General features: G+C 42.3%; 17 protein-coding genes. 7 read left to right on the top strand and 10 right to left on the bottom strand.

The window, feature by feature from the left end; genetic code table 11:
- Positions 1-5: 5 nt before the first annotated feature.
- The 4 genes from VK664_RS20910 to VK664_RS20895 are packed head-to-tail and all read right to left on the bottom strand — an operon-like array spanning position 6 to position 5,441.
- A complete protein-coding gene (locus tag VK664_RS20910; protein ID WP_461400645.1) occupies positions 6-1,685 on the bottom strand; it encodes an amidohydrolase in 1,680 nt (559 codons plus the stop codon).
- Positions 1,686-3,332, bottom strand: a complete 1,647-nt coding sequence (locus VK664_RS20905) for an amidase (protein ID WP_461400644.1) — start codon at positions 3,330-3,332, stop codon at positions 1,686-1,688. It abuts the gene before it with no gap.
- A gap of 20 nt (positions 3,333-3,352) precedes the next feature.
- Positions 3,353-4,465 (bottom strand): carboxylate-amine ligase, encoded by a 1,113-nt coding sequence (locus VK664_RS20900; RefSeq protein ID WP_461400643.1) that lies wholly within the window; start codon positions 4,463-4,465, stop codon positions 3,353-3,355.
- Positions 4,466-4,487: 22 nt separating this feature from the next.
- Positions 4,488-5,441, bottom strand: a complete 954-nt coding sequence (locus VK664_RS20895) for an ATP-grasp domain-containing protein (RefSeq protein WP_461400642.1) — start codon at positions 5,439-5,441, stop codon at positions 4,488-4,490.
- Between the two features lie 138 nt (positions 5,442-5,579).
- On the opposite strand from VK664_RS20895, the gene VK664_RS20890 reads away from it, so the two are divergent.
- Entirely contained in the window at positions 5,580-6,377 is a 798-nt protein-coding gene (locus VK664_RS20890) for an alpha/beta hydrolase (RefSeq protein WP_461400641.1), read from the top strand.
- 82 nt (positions 6,378-6,459) lie between these two features.
- Here VK664_RS20890 and VK664_RS20885 read toward each other — a convergent pair whose 3' ends face one another.
- Positions 6,460-9,618 (bottom strand): TonB-dependent receptor, encoded by a 3,159-nt coding sequence (locus tag VK664_RS20885; RefSeq protein WP_461400640.1) that lies wholly within the window; start codon positions 9,616-9,618, stop codon positions 6,460-6,462.
- A gap of 149 nt (positions 9,619-9,767) precedes the next feature.
- On the opposite strand from VK664_RS20885, the gene VK664_RS20880 reads away from it, so the two are divergent.
- Both VK664_RS20880 and VK664_RS20875 read left to right on the top strand, forming a co-directional pair.
- The gene (locus tag VK664_RS20880) at positions 9,768-10,016 is read left to right on the top strand and encodes a hypothetical protein (RefSeq protein WP_461400639.1); all 249 of its coding nucleotides are present in this window, start codon (positions 9,768-9,770) and stop codon (positions 10,014-10,016) included.
- 117 nt (positions 10,017-10,133) lie between these two features.
- The gene (locus tag VK664_RS20875) at positions 10,134-11,342 is read left to right on the top strand and encodes a bifunctional 3,4-dihydroxy-2-butanone-4-phosphate synthase/GTP cyclohydrolase II (RefSeq protein ID WP_461400638.1); all 1,209 of its coding nucleotides are present in this window, start codon (positions 10,134-10,136) and stop codon (positions 11,340-11,342) included.
- Between the two features lie 65 nt (positions 11,343-11,407).
- Here the strand turns inward: VK664_RS20875 and VK664_RS20870 are convergent, their stop codons facing one another.
- Positions 11,408-16,162 (bottom strand): translocation/assembly module TamB domain-containing protein, encoded by a 4,755-nt coding sequence (locus VK664_RS20870; protein ID WP_461400637.1) that lies wholly within the window; start codon positions 16,160-16,162, stop codon positions 11,408-11,410.
- 280 nt (positions 16,163-16,442) lie between these two features.
- Between VK664_RS20870 and VK664_RS20865 the strand changes: the two genes are divergently transcribed.
- A complete protein-coding gene (locus tag VK664_RS20865) occupies positions 16,443-17,507 on the top strand; it encodes an isoaspartyl peptidase/L-asparaginase family protein (protein ID WP_461400636.1) in 1,065 nt (354 codons plus the stop codon).
- Positions 17,508-17,516: 9 nt separating this feature from the next.
- Here the strand turns inward: VK664_RS20865 and VK664_RS20860 are convergent, their stop codons facing one another.
- Positions 17,517-18,050, bottom strand: a complete 534-nt coding sequence (locus tag VK664_RS20860; protein WP_461400635.1) for a DUF1572 family protein — start codon at positions 18,048-18,050, stop codon at positions 17,517-17,519.
- Between the two features lie 71 nt (positions 18,051-18,121).
- On the bottom strand, positions 18,122-18,478 hold the full coding sequence (locus VK664_RS20855) for a YraN family protein (protein WP_461400634.1): 357 nt from the start codon (positions 18,476-18,478) through the stop codon (positions 18,122-18,124).
- A 36-nt stretch (positions 18,479-18,514) separates the two neighbouring features.
- Here VK664_RS20855 and manA point away from each other — a divergent pair, with 36 nt between their 5' ends.
- Together manA and VK664_RS20845 are read left to right on the top strand one after the other, a co-directional pair.
- Complete coding sequence (manA, locus tag VK664_RS20850) at positions 18,515-19,753, top strand: mannose-6-phosphate isomerase, class I (protein WP_461400633.1); 1,239 nt, start codon at positions 18,515-18,517, stop codon at positions 19,751-19,753.
- A 51-nt stretch (positions 19,754-19,804) separates the two neighbouring features.
- Entirely contained in the window at positions 19,805-20,410 is a 606-nt protein-coding gene (locus tag VK664_RS20845) for a DUF6580 family putative transport protein (protein ID WP_461400632.1), read from the top strand.
- A 104-nt stretch (positions 20,411-20,514) separates the two neighbouring features.
- Here the strand turns inward: VK664_RS20845 and rnhA are convergent, their stop codons facing one another.
- Positions 20,515-21,006, bottom strand: coding sequence for a ribonuclease HI (rnhA, locus tag VK664_RS20840; RefSeq protein WP_461400631.1), 492 nt, complete (start codon positions 21,004-21,006; stop codon positions 20,515-20,517).
- Positions 21,007-21,140: 134 nt separating this feature from the next.
- Between rnhA and VK664_RS20835 the strand changes: the two genes are divergently transcribed.
- Entirely contained in the window at positions 21,141-22,073 is a 933-nt protein-coding gene (locus VK664_RS20835; protein ID WP_461400630.1) for an NHL repeat-containing protein, read from the top strand.
- Positions 22,074-22,087: 14 nt separating this feature from the next.
- On the opposite strand, the gene VK664_RS20830 is transcribed toward VK664_RS20835, so the two are convergent.
- Positions 22,088-23,722 carry an acyl-CoA carboxylase subunit beta gene (locus VK664_RS20830; RefSeq protein WP_461400629.1) on the bottom strand — a complete coding sequence of 545 codons (1,635 nt, stop codon included), beginning with the start codon at positions 23,720-23,722 and terminating at the stop codon, positions 22,088-22,090.
- Between the last annotated feature and the right edge of the window lie 37 nt (positions 23,723-23,759).

Here is a 23,759-nt window from a genome sequence, read left to right as displayed (position 1 = left end):
ATTTTTTAGTTTGAATAAACCTTTTCTCCGTTGATATATGTTTTTAACACTTTGAGTTTCAAAAGATCTCCAGGTGCCGCATTCATAAGGTCCTGGTCCAGTATAATGAAATCTGCAGACTTATTTTTTTCAAGACTGCCTTTTTCGTTTTCTTCAAAATTACTTTTAGCAGCCCAGATGGTCATACCACGCAATGCTTCTTCGCGGGTTAATGCATTCTCAACCTGGTAACCTTCTGCCGGCCATCCCTTCGCATCTTTTCTTACCACTGCTGCATAAAATGTCTTGAAAGTCGAAATGTCTTCAACCGGGAAATCTGTACCAAGTGGGATCCATCCATTTTGTTTTAACAGATCCTTAAATGCATAAGCGCCTTTCACTCTCTGTGGACCTAATCTTTCTTCTGCCCAATACATATCAGAGGTTGCATGGGTTGGTTGTACAGAAGGAATGATATTATATCTTCCAAAGATTTCAAAATCTGCGGGGTTAACTACCTGTGCGTGTTCGATTCTCCATCTCAAGTCATTTTCAGGTTCCAGGTATTTCGCATAAGTATTAAGAATGGTTCGATTTCCACTATCACCGATTGCATGCGTACACATCTGAAATCCTTTCTGTGAAAGAATTGCTGCTACTGAATCAAAATGCGCAGGGTTGCTCAATAAGAATCCTTTCCAACCCGGCCGGTCGGTATAATCTGCCAATAAACTTGCTCCCCGTGAGCCGAGGGCACCGTCAGCATATACTTTGAATGATCTCACATTAAGCCTGTCAGTCTTTATTTTTCCTTTAGCAAAAAGATAATCAAAGTTTCTTTTATCATCACTCAACATAGCATAAACCTTCATTTTCAGGTCACCGGTTTTATGAAGGCTATCGAGTATTTGTGTATCGGTTGCACTGATACCGCAGTCATCAACAGTTGTTAGTCCAAACGCAAAACAGTTCTGTTGAGCCCCAAGCAATGCGGTTTTTATTTGTTGTGCACCTGGAGCAGGAATTTTAGATGATACAAGGTCAACGGCATTGTCAACAAGCAAACCACTCAGTTTCCCATTTATAGATACAATATCTCCACCGCTTATCCGCATACCATTCTGAACACCGGCAAGGTTTAATGCAGCTTTGTTTGCTATTGCGGCATGTCCGTCGATCCGGGTCAGTAAAACGGGCCGGTCAGGGAAAAGACTATCAAGTGATTCATTTGTTGGAAATTGTTTTAGTTGCCAGTCGTTCTGATCCCAGCCACGTCCTATAAGCCAACCTTCTTTATTGTTTTGAGCAAACTTCGAAACTCTGTCAAGTACATCCTGCCAGCTTGTGGTCTCAACCAGGTTTACAGTATTCAGGCTAAGTCCATAACCCATGAAATGTGCATGTGCATCGATGAAGCCGGGATAAACGGATTTGCCATCCAGGTCATCAATTGTCCTGGAATCAAAATCTGTTAATATGCTTTCATTAGTACCGGTGGCGATAATTTTTCCATCCTTTATAGCCATCGCCTGAACAATTGTGAAAGCGGAGTCTACGGTATAAATCATGGCATTCTTAACAATCAGATCGGCTTCAGTCTTGTTTTTACATGAAGAAAAAAGCAAAGTGATAAACAATGCGGTTAAGGCAGGCCTGATGGGAACAATGAAGGCCAGGTTGAATATTGATGCAGATAACTTTTTCAATTATTTCTTAAATTTTTCAGGATGTTGTTTATTAAATGTTGTTGCCTGTTGATATGCATTTGCCACACTAAGTATAGTTGCATCGTCATACAAGTTTCCAAGTAGTGTAATGCTGGTTGGTAATCCATTGGTTGTAAAACCGACAGGCATGACTACCACCGGGTGACCGGTAAGATTGGTGATCCCAAGCTGACTGCCAGCGAAAGATGGTGTTATGATCACATCATAATTTTTCATCAGCTCATTCATTGCCAATATCAGGTTTGAACGGTGCCGGTTGGCATTAATGTACTCTACTGCAGGTATCAGCCTCGAAGAACGAAAACCGTTTGGCCAGAAGTTCTTATCCTGCCGACGTATAAGATCATCCCTGTTTGACCTGGTAAGTTCATCAAATGCAGCAGCAGATTCGGCACTGATAACCACATCCATGATATTAAAAGGATAAATCAGGGAATCAGGAAAAGTCATTTCGTTTACAGTGGCTCCTAACTCCCGGAACTTTTCGATAACTGCCCATTGCGGTGAGGTCTTTGGAAGATTGCGGAAATAATTTACCGGGTAAGCAATTCTTAGTTTTTTAAGATCGGTAACCGGCTTATAATTAAATGCACGCTCAACTGCTGACGCATCTTTCCCATCGGTGCCTTTGATATAATAAAAAACGATGGCCGCATCTTCAGCTGATCTGCAGATTGGCCCGGCTTTATCAAGGCTCCAGCTAAGCACCATTGCACCAGAGCGGCTTACTGAACCAAATGTAGGTCTTAGGCCTGTTGTACCACAGGTATGTGAGGGTGAAACTATCGAACCATGGGTTTCGGTTCCTATTGCGAATGGAAGCAGACCGGCAGCCGTGGCAGAAGCCGAACCGGCCGAAGAGCCGCTTGAACCAAGTTTTGTATTCCATGGATTACGCGTGCGACCATTAAACCAGAGATCATTGTATGCCAGTTCGCCCAGGGTAAGTTTGGCGCATAATACAGCACCGGCTTTGCGAAGCTGCTGATAAACAAATGCATCTTCATCTATATATTGTTCTTTATAAGGAACAGCGCCCCAGGTTGTTTTATAACCTTTTACTGCAAACAGATCCTTGAGGCCATAAGGAATACCATGAAGCGGGCCCTTATAAATACCTTTTTTGATTTCAGCATCAGCCTGCCTCGCCTGGGCCATGGCAAGGCTGTCTGTTAAAGTAATAACACATTCCAACGTATCGCCCCATTTGCGTAGTCGATCAAGAAAAAATGTGGTAAGTGCTTCGGAACTAATCTTTTTATTTTTAATTAAAGATGCAAGCTGTGGCAAAGAATAAAAAGCGAGTTCATTTTTATCAGCAGGCAGATTGACATTAACTGGTATAGGAAAAACAATATTTTCCTGCTTTGTTGGAACTATGAAACCATTAGGTGCAGGTTTGAAGGCAAAAGGGTAGGCCAGTGAATTTGGGACTGGCAGTGCCCGCATTTTTTCGAAATTTCTTTTGCTTTGTTTCAGCTCATCCTGCATGGAATCGAGCTCGGATGGTATAAATTCAAGTCCTATAAGTTTCACCGCGATACCGGCTTGCAGGCTATCGCCTTGTTGAGCCAATGAACTGAGAGACAATATCAGAGAACAAAAAATGAACTGGCATTTTTTCATTAAAGTTGTTTTGGTTTTAATCAGATCCCATATAAAAACTGCGAATGTATATAATCGACGACACTGCGAAGACTTTTTGTTTCTTCAAATACTTTTAACTGCCTGTCTGCACCGGTTCCATCCTCCATCATCTTAATCACATAGTTAACGGCATGACGGCTGCCCAGGTGATCAACCACGTCATCAACAAAATCCAGCAACTCATAAATCAGCACCCGTGTATTAGATTCTTCTTCCTTTCCAAAATCTATCATGCGGCCGTCGATGCCATAACGACTCGCGCGCCATTTATTTTCGTTTATCAGTGCCCGTGAGTACTGAATGAAGTTTAGATTCTGTGAACGAAGTTTATATATTTTCGCGCAGATACCCTGGAACAGGGCTGCAATAGCAATTGTTTCCTGCACGGTCATAGGCACATCACAGATGCGGAATTCAACCGTGTTAAAAAACGGATGCACGCGCAGATCCCACCAGATCTTTTTGGCGTTATCAATACAATTTGTTTTTACCAGCAGTTTGATATAATTGTCATAGGCTTCAATAGTCTCAAAAGTTTCTGGTATGCCTGTTCTTGGAAACTTATCAAATACCTTGGTGCGGAAAGATTTGTACCCGGTACTCCTTCCCTCCCAGAATGGAGAATTAGTACTTAGAGCATAGATATGGGGAAGAAAATAACGGGTTGAGTTTGCAATATGATTAGCCATTTCACGGGTCTCCATTCCAACATGCACATGCAAACCAAAAATCAGGTTGCTACGGGCCGCTTCCTGTAATTCATTTACGATTTCATTATAACGTACATGGTCTGTGATCAGCTGGCTTTCCCAATGACTGAAGGGATGGGTACCGGAAGCTCCAACCCATAAACCGAGATCTCCGGCAATACCTGAGATGGTTTTACGAAGTATCGATACATCGTTATAAGCTTCATCGATATTCTGACAGATATCAGTGCCGACTTCAACTACAGCCTGGTGCATTTCAGCTTTCACCTTATCTTTTATCACTTTTTGCCCTTCCGTTACAATCTTCTGCTGGTGGCTCTTTAATTCCTTTGTTTCAGGATCCACCACCATATATTCCTCTTCAATTCCAAGGGTGAAATTTTTGTAATTGATGCTTGACATTTAGTTAATTTAAGTGCTTAATTCAGATCAACGGTTTTCTCATCACTCCGTGCTGGAGATACTTACCCCAGGTAAGGTTATCCTGGCCAGGTTCATGGGCTATCGCTCTTTCGATCGCAAAATTTGCAGCCGTTTCCACTACCCAGCCGAAATTATCGGCACCAACACTTGCAAGATCCGCATCGGGAGCCGGATTACAGAAGTCGATTGCATATGGCACTCCATCCCGGATGGCGAGTTCAACCGTATTAAAATCATAACCCAGGTAATGATTAATGTGAAGCACGAGCTCTTCCATTTGTTTAAGTCTTTCCGGTGTCGGTATGAAATCACTTGAGTACCGGAGATGATGTGGATTCCGTGGCTCATATGGCATAATACGTACATCTTTGCCACCTATACAATAACAACGATAGTATTCATCAAAGACGATCTCTTCCTGTAACATCATTACCAGCTGACCCGTTTCACGATGCTTCTGAAAAAAATCATCTATAGAATCAAGCCTGTACACATTTTTCCAGCCTCCACCAGCAAAGGGTTTCATATATGCAGGGAAACCCACATAATTAAAAATGGCTTCCCAATCCATCGGGTAAGCCAGGTTGCTGAATGATTGATCACTGGTATCCGACGGCAGTTCATATGATGGGAGAATAACGGTTTTTGGAACGGGAACACCGATCTTCACGGCAAGTGCATTATTAAAAAACTTTTCGTCTGCGCTCCACCAGAATGGATTATTGATTACGGCAGTGCCAGATATGGCTGCATTCTTAAGAAAAGCCCTGTAAAAGGGTACGTCCTGAGAGATCCGGTCAAAGATGACTGCGTACTCATCGGCTGCCCCCTGGATCACCTTATCAATACGTACTGGCTCGGCTACAATACCTTCGATTCCCCGGCTGTTTACTTTTTCTATCAGTGCCATTGGAAAACTCCTTTCTTTGCCGAATAACACGCCAATCTTTTTCATAATCAATAATTTTTGTGAAAATTCAAGTCCTTTCCAAATTTATCGGAACGGTTCTTAAAAAACAAACTTATCTACCCGCTTAACAAGTATTAGAATTTGTATTTTTGCCGTTAACCCAAAACTAAAATCCACATCTTAATGATTGAGCCTTTAAGCCTCGAATCCGTACCACTGGCAAGAACTGTGAAGTTTGATATTTATACCCCATCCGCATTTACGGCTAACAGTTCAGGCACAATCCTGTTATGTAATGACGGACAGGACCTGGTGAGCATGAATTTTGGAGATATTGTGAAGCACTTATTTGAAACCGGAACACTGAAGCCTATCATCATTGTTGGCATACATTGTGGCGATGACCGGATGAACGAATATGGCATGACTTCGGGTCCGGATTATAAGGGACGTGGTTCAAAAGGTGCTTTATACCAACAGTTTGTTTTAGAAGAACTGCTTCCCACTTTACATAGACATCTGGCTGTAGATCGTTTTGCAGAATATGCTTATGCCGGTTTCTCACTGGGAGCCCTAAGCGCAATTGACATAGCATGGAATCATCCGGAATTGTTCTCGAAGGTCGGCGTTTTTTCCGGCTCATTGTGGTGGCGAAGCAAAAGCCAGAAGGCAAAGGATTACAACCCGGACCAGGACCGGCTCATGCACAGGCAAATGAGCCAGGGTAATTATTATCCGGGAATGAAATTTTTTTTTGAGTGTGGTGAACTTGATGAGACGGAGGACCGGAATAAAAACGGTGTAATTGATTCGATTGATGACACCTTTGACCTGATGAAGATACTGGTACGGAAGGGTTACCGGGAAGGGGCTGATATAAAATATCTCCAGTTACCTGATGGCCGTCATGATGTAGCAACCTGGGCCCGGGCCTTACCTGTATTCTTAAACTGGGGTTGGGGAAAAAGTCTGAATAGGTAACAAAATAAATTTGAATACTTAACAAAATAAAAAGGCCGCCCCCTACGATCCCGGGGCGGCCCTTTTTATGGTTATTCTGCGATTAATTAAAGCTATATCTCAAACCAAGCTGACCCTGGAATCTTGAACCAAAGTTCATACTCCATGGAACTGAACCAGGTGTGTAGATGTAGCCTTTAGCTGCAAATGTGCCAGTCCTGTTTACGGTTGAGAGTATATTAAAGGCCTGGTTTGTAACTGCCCACTGACGACCCCATTCCCTGTTCAAAAGATTAGTCAGGTTGAATACATCAAAAGTGATTTGCAAAGTATGTTTTTTTGTCCCGGTCATTATATAAATGTCCTGGGCAATTCTTGCATCAATAACATGCTCCCATGGTGTGCTTCTTCCGTTTCTTTCAACATACTGACCCTTCCTTGATGAAAGATATTTGTCGTTGTTTACGAAGTCCATGAATGCAGCAGATTGTTGTGCCGCAGTTGTTACTACTGCATTACCTGCGGAGTTGAGTTGATCAACAAATTTTATCTGGCTTGCATCAGCAGGCACATACATTAAGTCATTACCAAATCTACCATCACTGTTAAGATCTCCGTTGATAACATAAGTAAAGGGTGTTCCGGAAGAACCCTGGTAGAATAATGAGAAAGATGTTCTCAGGTGTTTTGCATAGTCAATACCATAAGAAACCAGGCCTGTGACACGGTGTCTCAGTTCAAAATTTGATATTGAACGTTGGGCATCATTAGGATTTCCTACAACCTGTACAAACTCCCAGTTAGAAAGTGCAGTAGAGCTGGCTCCGCTGTTTACATCTTCTGAACGGTTGTAGTTATATGATACCCGTGTAAAAAGGTTTTTAAATGTTTTATCTAATGTGAAACCAAGATTGTAGGTATAACCGTCATTGGTATTTGTGAGATAAATCACGTTTGTCATCGCTACATTTTTTCTTCTTGCATTGGTAGAACCAGCATAAGCTATGCGTTTATCAGCCCCGTTGTTATAGGCCTGGTCAACGATACCTACCGGTGCAGTAAGATTGATGTCCTGGTAGAACACGTTATTCAATGTTTTGGAATAGATTCCGTCAACTGTCAGGTTGATCCCGGCTGGTAATTTAATATCAGCACCAAGGTTAACCCTGAAAACCTGCGGAAGTTTAAAGTCTTTATCCATCAGGTTCACTTCATAAGAATTGCCGGCAGCCCCGATATTGCTTTGAAGGGCAACATTTGGCTCAAAATTTCCACCGTTTACATCAAATGGTGCAGATGTAGGTGAATTGTCTATCTGGCTGGTTGTTTTTAACAACAGACCGGTATTACCATATTGGTTAGAGATCCAGACAAATGGAACCCGTCCGGTAAAGATACCTGCACCACCACGAATGATCACGTTTCTGTTTCCTGCAACATCATAGTTAAAGCCAACACGTGGTGCCCAAAGAAGCCGTCCGCTTGGTGTGTTTGTGGTACTATAGTCTGGTCCAAATGTTGAATCAACCGCTTTATTATAGCCTGGTTCGGTACTGATGATGGGAACATCAACCCTAAGACCTGCGCTTAAACGAAGTTTTGATGTAACCTGGATTTCATCCTGGGCATAAAACCCAAGTTGAGCTGCATCAAACTCAGCTGCTGGTCTTTCATTAGCTGCCTTATTAGCAGAAAATGTTACATCGAACTGCCTTGGAAAATCATTGTTGAATTCAGCCAGTGTACCGAATCTCCAGCGCCCATTTAAGTTGTTGATGAAAAGATTTCTGAAATGGAAAAATTCGTTGTGCGTTCCAAAGGTAAACGTGTGTTTTCCTTTGAAAACTTTCACGTTATCAGTGATCTCGAATATATTCTGATCAAGCTCGTTTGCGGTAGAACTTCTTTCAGAACCGAGTTGAATTGTACCGGAGTTGTGAGTGATTTCGATAGATGGAAACAATGATCCATAAGTTGAACGAAAATCACGGATTCGATGCCGGCCGAGAATCAGGTTGTTTGATACGGTATTGCTGAACTGGCTTCTTAATTCCAATACAGTAATGTTCTGCTTGTTGTTAAAACGGTAAGTATTGTTGCCATACCTGAACAAAGTACGTGATCTTGCAATGTTATCATCATAGGCCTCAATATAATTATGCCTTAAGGTGAGTCGGTGTTTGTTACTGATGTTCCAGTCAATGCGGGCAAAAACTTTGTCGCTCTGTGTTTCTGCATCAAAAGGGGTAATTGTTCCAGCATCATAACCGTACTTGGTTTGAAGTAAACTGGCAATTCCCTGCGCTTCCGCAGTAGTTAACAGTGCATTGGTTTCACCTGCATTGAAAGTCGTTGGTGCGGTTCTGCGTGCGAGTTCACCGTTGAGGAAGAAAAACAATTTATTCTTCACAATCGGACCACCGATTCTGAATCCATATTGCTTATCGCTGAACTTTGTTGATTTGACCTTTGAAACCGGATCTTTGCCGATTGTTTCCTGGTTACGAACGAAATAATAAGCAGAACCTTCCAGGTTGTTTGTACCTGAACGGGTAACTGCATTTATACCAGCTCCGGTGAAATTCCCATAGGTAATGTCATATGGAGCAAGAACCACCTGGATCTCCTGGATGGCATCCAAGGAAATTGGGGTTGTTGTGGAACCGCCTGGGGTTCCGGTTCCTGATAATCCGAACACATCGTTATTAACAGCTCCGTCAACAGTGATATTATTGAACTTGTTGCTCGCGCCTCCAAAAGAGTTGCCGTTGGCCTGAGGCACTAAACGGGTAAAATCCTGGATGCTTCTGCTGAGCGTAGGCAATGCAGCGATTTGTTCTTTACCGATACTTGTGGAAGCTCCTGTTTTTCTCCTGGCGTTTGCTGCACCGCGTCCGGCGACTATAACCACATTTGTGAGCGTTTCACCACTTGTGCCAAGTTTTGCATCTAGCCGGGTGTTTTCACCAAGACCGAAGTTAAGGTCCGATTGAGTAAATGTAGAGTAACCTACAAAGGTCACTTCAACTGTGTAGGGTCCACCCGGAATCATATTCACCAGGTTATACAATCCATTTGCCCGGCTAAGGGTAGTGTAAACTGTTCCGGTCGGAATATGCGTGGACTTAACAGTTGCACCTTGCAATGCCTCGCCCGTCGAGGTTGTTACGGTGCCCGAAAGACTACTTGTTGTTACCTGCGCCGCTAAGCTTAACGGCAGACAAAGTATCAGCAATAGCCTGAAAACTTTTGAAAAAAGCATGAGTTTTGGAGTTTTTGGTTGGGAATAAAACATAAGTCAGCGTTGGTTCTGAATTCTCGTTGAGTTTTGGTCAATTAATTCGCAAAGAAAAGCAAGATTCTATGTATTTTCTATTATCTAATGATTAACATTTACTCGATTAACATCCGATGTCAACGGGACGATTTAGCGATCTGCTGGTCCCTTTCGGACCGGTAGTCATCTGGCAAGACGATTTTGATGGGGTGGCTTTGAATGGATATTTGGAGGACTGGCAAAAGTATGTTAAAAAACAAATTTTCAATCCTTCTTTTCACAAAAGCAGTGCACAGATTATGCACAAAAATAAATGTAAAACCGGCTTTCAAAAAAGGCTGCAGAACCACAAAACCTGGGACATTCAAGGCCAGGCCCGGTGATCCAAACTTTTGATAGTGAATTGCGTTATATACTGACTGTTTGACTGTTACTCTATTCCTTAAGGATGAAAGACCTCGGAAATATGTGCTATTTTTGCACTTTATACAATAAGATATATGCTCGACGCAATTGAGATCGCGATAGAAGATATTAAAAACGGTAAGCTGGTTATAGTTGTGGATGATGAGGATCGTGAAAACGAAGGGGATTTTGTTACTGCCGCCTCTAACATTACACCTGAATTGGTCAATTTTATGAGTATTCATGGCCGTGGACTGATTTGTGTTCCCCTGGTTGAAGATCGTTGCGAAGAATTGGAACTTGACCTGATGGTTAATAATAATACAGCACTTCATGAAACCGCATTTACTGTTTCGGTAGATCTGCTTGGCCATGGTTGCACAACCGGCATTTCGGCACATGACCGTGCAAAAACCATCCGTGCACTGGTTGATCCGCAAACCAAACCCGCGGACCTGGGACGCCCGGGGCATATTTTTCCATTAAAAGCGAAAAAAGGAGGTGTTCTCCGTCGCGCCGGACATACAGAAGCAACGATTGACCTTGCCCGTCTTGCCGGATTTGCGCCTGCAGGTGTTCTTGTGGAAATCATGAATGAAGACGGATCTATGGCGAGGCTGCCTGAGCTGAAGGTTATAGCTCAAAAATTTAACCTTAGTCTCATTTCAATAAAAGATCTTATAGAATACCGCCTGAAACGCGATTCGCTGATTGAGGAAATTGTACGTGTAGACATGCCAACAGAATACGGGCATTTTAAACTCATTGCTTTCAGCGAAAAAAATACTGCGAATGAACACCTGGCACTCATAAAAGGCGAATGGGAAAAAGATGAACCAGTACTGGTACGTGTACATTCATCCTGTTTTACCGGTGACATCCTGGGATCCCTGCGTTGTGATTGTGGCGACCAGCTCCATGCCGCGATGCAGATGGTTGAAAAAGAAGGAAAAGGTGCGATACTTTATATGAACCAGGAGGGCAGGGGAATTGGACTGGTTAATAAGTTAAAAGCTTATAAACTGCAGGAAGGAGGAATGGATACTGTTGAAGCAAATCTCCACCTCGGTTTTCCGATGGATAAAAGGGATTATGGTATTGGTGCGCAAATGTTGCGTTACCTCAATATTACCAAGCTGCGACTGATGAGCAACAATCCAAAGAAAAGGGCAGGCTTGCTGGGTTATGGACTTGAAATCGTTGAATCCATTCCCATCGAGATCAGTCCAAATTCTCACAATCAAAAATATCTCACTACAAAACGCGATAAATTAGGACACGAAATACTGAAAGGGTTTATTTAATAAGCTTTCACTTTTACAAGCTTTTAGCCGATAGTTTCAATCGTAAATTCCGTCTTATCTTGTTGCTAGTTAGCACCGCCAATCGTTGAATCGGCACGTACCTGGTCAGGGGCGACAATAGGCGGTTTGGCTTTTCGTTTTTTACCAGCTTTCCATAATTCTGAAACCCGGTCAAATTCGCGCCTGTAGGAGATACTGGCCCCGGTACGGTTTTGTCTGGCTCCAACACCGCTGAGATAATTATAGGAATCGCGGTAAAAAAAGGTTAGTAATAATTTGCCGTCGGGTCGGATCTTCCATTCCGCAGTTATATCGGGAAGAAACTGGAGGTTGCGTGTCGCCTGCACCTGTTGGGTAGTTAACCCAAAATCAAGAGCGCTGCCAAATGTAAAAGTCACCCGTTCATCTAACAAAGAATATCCCAGGGAAAAATTCAGGTTGGTTCTATCAATGTTCAAACCGGTGCGGTTTATATCATTCAGGATATTAGTGCCGCTGTAAAGCTGTGCATTAAAATTAACCTGCAGACTTTTATCATTAAACAGTTTTTGGAAAGCATTTGAAAACTGGTTACTCAGCGTATTGGAAAGTACACCGGAAATGGTATTCACTACTATTCCTTCAAATGCAGTGTTTGCGAGGCTTCCCTGGCTTTGAGTTGAAATAGGGCCGAAACTATTCAGCACTATAAGAAAAGCAACCTGCTTATTCAGTTCGTTTTCATCATTCTGAATGGTTTGAAGAACGAAGTTAGCACCGGCATCATTTGCCAACGGGCTTCCGGGGGGCAATTCAATTCTGAATGCGATCTTTGGTCTGATAAGTTTCTCGGTCAGGTTTGCAACAACCAATACCTTACCCCTGTATCTTCTTACATTATCATTTATGAACAAAGTCTGACTAGTGGCTGAACTAGGTTGCAGGTCACTGAACCGCACGTTCTCAGCTTCATACTCGGCTTCTATCTTAATTGTCGCATCTCCCGGATCACCTGCCCATGAAATAAAATTGCCTACGTTTTCACGCAGTTTAAAAGGTTTATGCAGAAAAGACTGAAAATTGAAATCATAATTACCACGATCAATTTCATAGCGCCCGGAAATCGTAAAGTCACTGGTTGTTCCCGCCGTGATCTGGAGATTGCCATGACCATTCGCTTTGATCACATCACCAGTTAGTTCATCCAGGATCACATACATGTTCGCATAATTGTTTGCAGTCACGTCAAGCATTACGTTGAGGTTACTTTCTTCTCCTGTGTATTTTTGCTGCATCTCTTTACCATAAACCTTCCAGGTAAGAAAATCAGCAGTACCGCTTTCTTTACCTGTATTCATGTTAATATAGAGATTAGAACTGTCAGCAGGTTCTCCTTTGATCCGCATCTCCATATTTTCAAGCGGTCCTTTCAGGGTCATGTTCACTTTTGCAAACACGCTTCCATAGAACGGATCGTTACCTGTATTTTTTGTTGCCAGCACTTCCAGTTTGTTGGTATTTACGGCAAAGTCAAAAAACATGTCCTTCCAGTTATCATGTTTCAAAACCCCCCGCGTGAGCTGACCGGTATTGTTGAAATCATCAGTCAGCGTAAAACTTCCGAAATCAATCTGCCCGTCCTGGAGATCTACTGCGGCTGAAGGAATATGATACAGCACATTAGTATATGCCACACGCAGCTGGCCATCACGCAGGTCAAGTTTGCCAAGATATTTTAGTTTATCAGGTGGACCGGTTATCCGGAGCGTGCCTTTTGTATAACCATCTACTTCACTGAAAACACCGGATAAATACCTTTTTAAAAGATTGATGCGGGTATCCTTAAAAAAGTCTGTGTTGATATATAGCTGCTCCTCAGAGATACTGTCTGCTAATGTATATGCACCGTTTACATCAAAATAATAATTCTTATTATCTGAGTAAGCTTTAAAGTTGACCTCATTACTTTTTTTGATGAAGTTCGCTTCAAGCTGCACTTTACCAATTGAATCATCATCGAGCAGGAATTGTTCAGCATCTGCTTTCAGATCCACCTGTAGTTTACCGAAAGGATCAACTACATCAATTGAACCGGTTAACAACCCCTCGAGGCGGTTGGATTTTACAATAAAAGGTGTGAAGTCGCCGATATTGATCTTTGTAAGTTCAACCTTGATATCGTTTGTATTTCCGATATCCGATGGTATCGTTGTTATTCTCACTTCCTGGTCGCCGTTATATATTTTCACTCCATCTGCCGAAATAAGCGACTCACTCAACACGAGTTCTCCATTTTTTTCTACTGTCCAGTTTTTGCCGTTTACATCAAACTTGCTTTCATTAAATAGTATTTTCACACCTCTTGGTAATGTCTGAACATTCGCTGAAACATTGGCAGAGTTTAATGTCTGGTTAGCGCTGGTTTTAATATTGATTTCAGACTGATCATTCGCAGAATTTATTGTTATTGCAGTGCCCGGAAAATGCAGTGAGTCGCTAAAATATATGTCGGCTATATCGCTTTCGATTCCCAGCTTGTTGAGATCCCCATTTGCTTTCAGCATCAGGTTATAGAAAGAGATATTTTTGTAATTAAACTGTGGTATCTCCACATTCAGATCCAACAGGTTTTCCTTTGTATTAATACGACCAGTGATTGTACTAAAGTTGAAACCATGCAGTTCATCGGTTACAAATTGCAGATATTCATCGACTTTTTTGGTAGTGATAACAAAACTGAAATTTTCGTTAGCCTCCAAAACCCTTTTTGACTGGATATAAGATGGATAATATTTACTCAAAAAAATTCTGAAAGATTCAGGCAGATCTTTAATGGAAAACTCGCCAACCAGCGCTGCATCGAATTCATTGCTTACTGCGGTAATCACTTTATTATTATCCATCATCTGGCTTTCCAGGTGCAGGGAATCAAAAGAAAGCTTGCGTCCGTTTTTAAAAACAGAGGCATCAAATATTCTTGCAGTGCCAAGAAAGTTATCTATGTTATCACCACTGAAATCAAAACGGAATTTTCCATTGAAATCGATATTGTCTTTTGTGAGGTTAAGTTTTTTGAGATCCGCCTTTGCAACGGTAGCATCAAAGTCGAACTCAGGAATGTTTTTACCGAAGTCAATCAAACCATTCAATCGCGCATCAAGGTTTGGATCGTTGGATATTATCTCCCCGTTAAAAAGTTTCTTAGCCACTTTTCCTTTTACAAGTACATTCTGATATTGATATCCCCTGAATTCGAATGAATGGATGGTGCCGTCCAGTTGCGCACTCAGCCTGGACATACTCATACCGCTGCCATTTACCTTGCCCTTAAAGCTCAGGTTACCAATCTGTGGCACATCAAGAAACCGGCCGATCTGAAAATTATCAATGTTGATATTACCGGAATATGAAGTAGAAGCATTTTCAGGAAACTTCATGTTAACATCGCTTACAATCGTTCCAAGATTGGTCTGTATAGTGCCATAGGTAACGAAATCTGTAATAAAGCCGGTAAAACTTCCTTTAAACTTGAGAAAGGTGAGCAGGTCCAGCCTGGGCTGATCAATTTTTCGCAAATAAGGAATCAATGAAACCGCATCACTGTATGTGGTTTTAAAATCTTTTGCTTCAAAATCGATATAAGTTTTGTTAAGATCCGGCAGACCTTTCATTGAAATACTGCCACTTAGATAACTATCCTTTCCTGCCTCCATCAATACATTGCGGGCAGTTAGATTATCAACTGAACCAGTGATATTACCCTTAACCCTGATATCCTTGTTCCAGTCTTTTAAAGCCGGTGCGAAATAAGCGATATCATCACTGTGGATTACTGCTTCCTGGAACTTCGCCTCCATCCTTACCTTGGACACATAATTCTGCATATCATCGAATGCATCATAACGCATGGCATAGAAATTTTTCAACCGGCTTTGGGGCGTACGAAGATCGAGGTTATAAAACTCCATTCCTTCCGGGTGCATCTTCATATCTGCCTGCAGTTTCCTGACATCAAACCCGCTTCTTTCCTTAGTGGTAAGATTTACTTTTGCAATAATTGTATCCTTGTTCCATTTGACATCATCAAACCTTCCATTGATTTTTGCAAAATTGATATGAGCCGGATCGAAATAAGTATAAACCTCCCGATCAACTTCGAGGTCGCTTCGAAAGTTTCCGTTTTTGATCGTTATCCTGGTTACACCTAAATCCCATCCGGCCGGGTTCCATCTTAAACGCGTTGTGTCGTTGGGAATCTTCAGCTTTTTTGGCCTCAATGAAGCGGGTCTGTTACCCTTGTAATTATAGATCGTGAAAACCGGTTCATCAATATTTATATTCCTGATCCGAATTTCTTTATTACTCAAATCAAATTTGTCTGCATCAAGATTGAATGATCCAACGCTAAGCACCATGTCTTCGCCACGCCAACCATCCTGTTGAAGAAGATGAATGTTGGATAACTCAACTTTTTTAAGCCCCAGTGCAATGGTTTGAGTGTCCCCGGATTTGGTAGGGCTACTGAAGAAGTCAGCAATAAACTTATAGTTCCAAACCGAATCCCGGCGTTTTAAGTTTACAAATGCATCTTCAAGGCCGATATAACTGAGATCTATATTGTCCTTTAAGAAAAACCAGTCGTTGATGTTCACTTTTACAGTACCTGCATAAAGCAATGTATCCTGGTGAAGATCTTTAACCAAAGTTCCTTCGAGCAACATTTTATCAAAAAGTGAAAAGTCAACGTGTTTGATCTCAACGGTGGTTCCCAGTGATTTGGACAGCTTGCCCGTGACCTGCCTCACCAGCCAGTTTTGGACGGGAGTAGTTTGAATAGACACCCATGCCAGTAAGATCAATGCGATCAGTACCAGTATCGTGGTGCGGAATATTTTCCAAAACTTTCTCAGCTGCTGATTATTAGGTGTAAAAATAGCAAATCATTGGTGCATTAAATATTTGTAAATTCTTTAATTTGATCACATTTGGCTGTTTGTTATCCACGCGGGCAGTCAATCATGAATTGAAACAACATTTACAACGAAACCACCAGTATTTATTCGTTATAAGACCAGCGGCTTATAGAAAAGTTTAAATTGCGGTGCATTAAAAAGCAATCTTATGAGATTAACCTCTATTGTGGGTATTATATTGTTTCTTAACACCTTTTTAAGCTTACCGGTATCGGCACAACAGAAACCGGTTATTGTTATCCATGGGGGCGCAGGCACTATATTGAAATCGCAGATGACCCCGGAAATGGAGAAAAAATATATTGCCGGCCTTGAAGAGGCGCTGAAAAAAGGTTATGCTGTCTTGCAACAGGGTGGTAATTCACTGGATGCAGTTGAAGCGGCAGTGATGGTAATGGAAGATAATCCGCTGTTCAATGCGGGCAAAGGGGCTGTATTTACCAATGAAGGCAAAAATGAACTGGATGCTGCCATCATGAATGGCAAAAACCTTGCGGCAGGAGCCGTTGCCGGCGTAACGGTGATCCGTAATCCGATAACAGCAGCCCGTGCGGTTATGGAAAAAAGCGGGCATGTAATGATGGTTGGCCCCGGTGCTGAAAAATTCGCCCGCCTGAACGGTATCACCATAGTTGAGCCTTCCTATTTTTACACGGAAAGCCGGTGGAAAAGTTTGCAAAGAATGCGCAGGGACGATTCTTTGAAGATGCAGCTTGATCATGCTGATACTGCCAGCAAACCAAGGATTTCATATACTGATCCGGCAGATAGAAACTGGAAATATGGGACAGTGGGTGCTGTGGCCCTTGACGCAAGCGGAAACCTGGCCGCAGCAACAAGCACGGGTGGCATGAGCAATAAGAAATTCGGCCGGGTAGGAGATGCCCCCCTCATAGGCATAGGCACCTATGCCAACAATGCGACCTGTGCCATCAGTTGCACCGGTTGGGGCGAATACTTTATCCGGCTCGGTATGGCAAAAACCATCAGTGATATGATGGAGTTTGGCCGGTTCAGCTTAAAAAATGCTTCAGAAGAAATGATTATGAAGCGCCTGCCGGCACTCGGTAAAACCGATGGGGAAGTGGCAGATGGCGGCCTGGTCGCAGTCGATAAAAACGGTAATATTTCTATGCCTTTTAACTCTGCGGGTATGTATCGCGGTTATATTGATAAAGATGGCAAGATGGTAATTCAGATTTACAAATTGTAACGAAGCCCACTAGTTGTAACGAAGCCCACTAGCCCGGTTAAAATTTGCAGACTCACCTGGTGGGATGGATAAACTTTGCCAATCCTTTCCCTTAATCATTTTGGCTATATAAATGATCTGGCCGGCATGGTTCGGATAGTGGCTCAGTTGCCTGTTGATTGCATCAATTACTAATATTGGTTCGGTTCTGATTTGAATGGTTTTCAGCAGATCATGCGGTTCAAGTGAATGAAGACTTTTAAGAAAGCAGTCCCAGCCCTGTTGCCATATTTTTAAAAGATGTTCCCTGGAAAAATGCTGATCATTGAACTCCAGGTCCCGGCTGCGCCATGGTTTTTCGCCATCTTCTGATAAAAAATTTGTCCACCGGCTTATCATGTTCCCGCTCATGTGCTGGATGATAATAGCAATACTGTTGCTTCCAGGATCTGGCCGGAAGTGAAAATCTTCTTCTTTCAACTGTATCATCGCCGTCTCAGCAAGGTCACGATACAGGCTGACTCTTTTGATGGCAGATTCAAGAAATATTGTGGCAATATCCATGGTGGTTATTGTTATTGAATTCGGGCGAGGTAATGGGTACTATTGTCAGTCTGGACATTTTCGGTCATACGTTACAGATAGACGTCCTGAATGAAAAGAAAATCAGGGGGCGTATCAGCAACAAGCAATATGGATAAAATATCATACTGAATATGTTGCCAACCGGGGTTTTTATAAAGAAAGTTTGCGCCCCCTTTGATCAATGATCTGATCTTTTTATTTGAAACACCTTCCTCCGGATAACCATAGACAGTAGAGGTGCGCGTTTTAACTTCTATGAAATGAAGCACATCTGATCTGGAAGCAATGATGTCTATCTCAAAACGACGATATCTCCAGTTCCGCTCCAGGATCTGAAATCCAAGATTTGCAATATAAATTGCAGCAAACTCTTCTCCTTTTTTCCCGGTCACTAAATGATCCCTCATCACAGATTGTTGTAATATTGCCTCTCAATTTGGTAAATGGAAAATACGAAGAAAATTTTTAAACTGGAAGGTAGGATTCAACATTATGCATGGGGAGGTTATGGGTATTTGCCGGATCTTCTGCAGGTTCCAAATCCCACAAAAAAGCCATTTGCAGAATATTGGATGGGTGCACATGTCAACGCTCCATCAATGATCACGATTTCAGATGATCAGAAATTGCCCCTTAACGAGCTTATTGCAGCTGAGCCCGGAGCTATGCTGGGAGAGACCGTGGCACAGGTTTTCGGAAGGCTTCCCTACCTGTTTAAGATACTCGATGTAAAGGATATGTTGTCGATCCAGGTGCATCCCTCAAAGAAAGACGCGGTAAGGGGTTACGAAGAAGAAAATGCAAGAGAGATACCATTGAATGATACAAAAAGGAATTATAAGGATGATAATCATAAGCCTGAGTTGATGTATGCGCTGAGTGATTTCTGGTTATTGCATGGGTTTAAAACACCTGAAAAGTTGCATAAAGTTTTGGCTGACCAACCGGAACTCGGGTTTTTGCAATTCATTTTTCAGAAGAAAGGATATGATGGACTTTATCGTTATGTAATGGAACTTGAACAGGAAGACGTAAATAAGGTGCTTCAGCCATTACTGGACAGGATTATTCCTTTGTATGAAAAAGGGATGCTTAAAAAAAACGATGAAGGTTTTTGGGCAGCTCGTGCAGCAATAACTTTTAACGAACCGGGTAAAATCGACAGGGGCATTTTTTCCATCTATATATTTAATCTCGTGAACCTGAAACCGGGTGAAGCGATATTCCAGGATGCCGGTCTTCCCCATGCTTATCTTGAGGGACAGAATGTAGAGATCATGGCCAATTCCGACAATGTTTTAAGGGGTGGTCTTACACCAAAACACATCGATGTGCCCGAGTTGTTGAAACATGTCAAATGCGAACCACTGGTGCCCGCTGTAATTCTTGGTATCCCATCCGGGAACCTGGGGGAAGAGGTGTTTCTAACTCCCGCTGAAGATTTTGAGTTAAGGGTGATCAGGTTGAACTCTGGTGAACTAACACAGCTGAAAGTGACAACTACGGACATTTTTATTGTTCATAGCGGGGCCGTAAAGGTCACAGACGGCTCTAACAAGCTCGGAAGGGATGCAGGGGATTGTTTTATAGCCATCTACGATGCTGATATTTCGATTGCTGCACCCATAAGGTCAGTGATTTTTCGTTCAACAGTACCCGCAAAATTGAACAAAGTGGATTAAGGCTTAGAATTAACCACGCATTTAATATATTTTTGCTATTATTTTATAGATATGAAACTGAACAAATCATTAATCTGGACTTTTATTGCAATCGTGGCGGTTTCGGCAATCTACAGGATCATTCCAAACAGACCCGAAGGTTTTGCTCCGCAAATGGCGCTTGCATTATTTGGAGGTGCAATTATAAAAGATAAGAAATGGGCATTTGCTTTGCCCTTGTTTTCTTTATTCATCTCAGATCTGCTTTACCAGGTTCTTTATATCAGTGGCATGACGGACCGCCAGGGACTTTATGCATACCAGATACCGATGTATTTATGTTTCGCGGCAATAACTCTCTTTGGGTTTTTATTGAAGAAGATCACATTTCTGAAAGTGGCCATGTTTGGAACTGCAGGATCGGTTCTTTTCTTTTTGCTTTCAAATCTGTTTGTGTTAATTGGCGGTTTTGGTTTTGAACGGCCAAAAACTTTCAACGGATTAATGCTTTGTTATAACGACGCGTTATTGTTTTACCGTGATTATGGTTTAATTCCGGGTTTCTATGGCAACGTTCTGATAGGAGACCTGTTTTTCACAGGGCTGATTTTTGGTGGCTATTACCTGGTCAGGAAAATGTTCGTTACCCGTCAGACCCATATTGGCCTGGCAAACTGATCTTTGATCACATGATCCTGTTCGCTATATATGTGATCACATGAGTTTGTTCTCTATATAAAAGTTGAAAAGCCGGATAAACTATCTGGCTTTTTTTATGGACCTCAAATACCTGCTGCTCCGGATTCGAAGCCGAAGTCGATGGCAAGATTTCCCCCATCAGCCGCCGAAGTAGCCAGGATATCACACCTGTTGTTATAGGGATTGTCGGCATGCCCCCTAACCCATTCGAACCGGATGTTATTTTTCTTAGAAAGCTCATAAAAACGTCGCCATAGATCGCTGTTCTTTTTTCCGCCTGCAAAATTTGTTTTGATCCATTTATTTAGCCAGCCTTCTTTAACAGCCTTTACAACATACTGGCTGTCAGAATAGATTATGATATTAATTCCTTCTTTTGTTAAAGCTTCAAGGGCGGCTATTACAGCCATTAGTTCCATCCTGTTATTGGTTGTTTTCTTAAAACCACCGGATAGCTCTTTCATTTTGCCATTCCAGTTCAATATTGCTCCGTATCCTCCGCGACCGGGATTTCCTCTCGAAGAACCATCCGTATAAATGATCAGTTCGTTCGACCTGCTGTTAATATCTGTCATAAAAAAAATCGAAAAATTTGTTTTGGCCTCATTGAAACGAATTGAAACAACCGTGTACTGGGTCCAATATTTGCATGGCAAAAAAGAAATCTTCCATTGTTCCAATCTTATTAAATCTTCTTAAATCTACTGTCATGAAACTCAAATTGCTTCTGCCTGTATTAGCTATTTCCTGTTGCCTGTCTTGTAAAAAAGATGATCTGGTAAAAGTAAAACAAGATTCCTATGTTTTGCCTGGTGACCGTTTTTTTCCTGAAGGAATTGCACTTAACAGCCGGGCGGGATTGTTTTACACGGGGAGTACAATTTCGGGAGATATCGTGCAGGTAAACCTTGAAACGGGTGCAGCAGACTTGTTTTCTGGTGGTGCAAAAAACGGGAGGACATTTGTTACGGGAATGAAACTGGATTCAAAGGGCAGGCTATGGATTTGTGGGGGACCTACCGGCATCATACAAGTGCTGGATAAGAACGGTAGTATCATTAAGAGTTGGGATGCCAGGACATTATTTGGAGCCGGTTTTATCAATGACTGCGTAATCAGTGATGGCTACATTTACTTTACGGATTCACAGGTTCAAAAAATTTACAGGGCGAAAGTTTCTGATGGTCAGCCCGGTGAACTGGAGGAATGGATGCTGTTTACGAATCAACAAATACCTTATGTAACAGGAACAAACGCTAATGGAATAGAAGTTACACCTGATGGAAAGTATCTTATTGTCGTGATTTCGGCTTCTGGCAAATTATACCGGATTGCAATTTCTGATAAAACTATTTCTGAGATCATCTTGAATACACCGGTTCCATCCGGTGACGGATTATACCTGGATGGGAAGACGTTATACGTTTCAAGGAATGCTACTAACCTTTTATTTCCTGTAACATTGAATGGAGGAATTAGCCAGGGTACAGTAGGTGCCGGTTTCGGGCAGAATCTTAATTTCAATACAACCCTGGTAAAGGCAGGAAAATATTTATTGGTTGTAAATGGCCAGTTAAATCGTCGCGGCGGAACTCCACCACCTATACTACCTTTTACTGTTTCAAGAGTTGAGATACCTTAGAGAATAGATGTTCTTTAAACCTGGAATACACCAATCTGGAAATTTTCCATGACGGGGTTATGATTGGCAGCATTTATTGATTCAGAAATCATCTTTCGTGTTTCAGCTGGATCGATGATTCCATCCACCCACATTCTTGCTGCGGCATAGTAAGGTGAATTTTGTCTTTCATACATTGCCTTGATATCTTCAAGCAGTTTTTGTTCTTCTTCTGCAGTTACTTCCTTTCCCTTTGATTTCATGCCTGCTACCTGGATTTGCAAGAGTGTTTTCGCAGCCTGGTCTCCACCCATCACGGCAATTTTTGCAGAAGGCCAGGCGAAAATAAACCTTGGATCATATGCCTTACCACACATAGCATAATTTCCAGCTCCATATGAGTTTCCAAGTATGATGGTTATTTTAGGCACCACTGAGTTAGCTACTGCATTCACCATTTTTGCACCATCTTTAATGATACCGGAATGTTCGCTTCTTGACCCTACCATAAAGCCTGTGACATCCTGCAGAAATACGAGCGGAATTTTTTTCTGGTTACAATTCATAATGAATCGTGCAGATTTATCCGCACTATCATTGTAAATAACTCCTCCCATCTGCATTTCGCCTTTACGACTCTTAACGATCTTTCGCTGATTCGCTACAATACCAACTGCCCAACCATCTATGCGACCATAGCCGCAGATAATTGTTTTTCCATAATCTTTTTTATATTCTTCAAAGCTACCGGTATCGGCTATGCGCAAAATAATGTCGAGCATGTCATATGGCTTTGTCGCATCCTGTGGAAAAAGACCATAAATCTCTTCAGCTTTGCCCACGGGTGTAACGGGGGCGATACGATCGAAACCAGCCTTTGGTTTTGCACCCATTTTATCAAATATGCTTTTTACGTGATCAAGGCAATCTTGCTCATTGGCAAAGCGGTAGTCTGCAATCCCTGAAATCTCTGTATGGGTTACAGCACCTCCCAAAGTTTCCGAGTCAACATCTTCCCCGATCGCTGCTTTTACCAGGTAGGGGCCGGCGAGGTAAATAGAGCCATTTCCTTCCACCATCAATGTTTCATCGCTCATGATCGGCAGATAAGCACCCCCGGCTACACAGGGGCCCATCACCGCAGCTATCTGCGTAATTCCCATCGCACTCATACGGGCATTATTCCGGAATATTCTCCCGAAATGTTCCTTGTCAGGGAATATCTCATCTTGCATGGGCAAAAAAACACCCGCGCTGTCTACAAGATAAACCACCGGCAACCTGTTTTCCATGGCTATTTCCTGGAGCCGGAGATTTTTTTTACCAGTGATCGGGAACCAGGCACCGGCTTTTACAGTCTGATCGTTTGCAAGTATCACTGCCTGCCTGCCTTTTATATAACCGAGACCGCCGACCGTGCCACCGGAAGGGCATCCACCCTGTTCTGCATACATTTCGTAGCCGGCGAATGCACCAATTTCCACAAAAGGTTTGTCAACATCACACAGGTAAGCGATTCGTTCGCGGGCGGTTAGCTTGTTTTTCTCGTGCTGTTTGTCGATTGCCTTTTTTCCACCACCCAGGCTCAGTTCAGAAAAACGTTTTTTCAATTTGCTGAGCGATGTTTTCATCACATCTTCGTTCCTGTTGAATTCGATATCCTGGTTCATGGTCTCAATATTAGATATTAAATCAAGATTTTGCTAT

Source organism: Flavitalea sp., assembly GCF_035489435.1.
Taxonomy (GTDB): Bacteria; Bacteroidota; Bacteroidia; order Chitinophagales; family Chitinophagaceae; genus DATHKG01.
The sequence above is the reverse complement of the archived record's forward strand: the minus strand, read 5'-3'. Positions and strand labels throughout refer to the sequence as shown.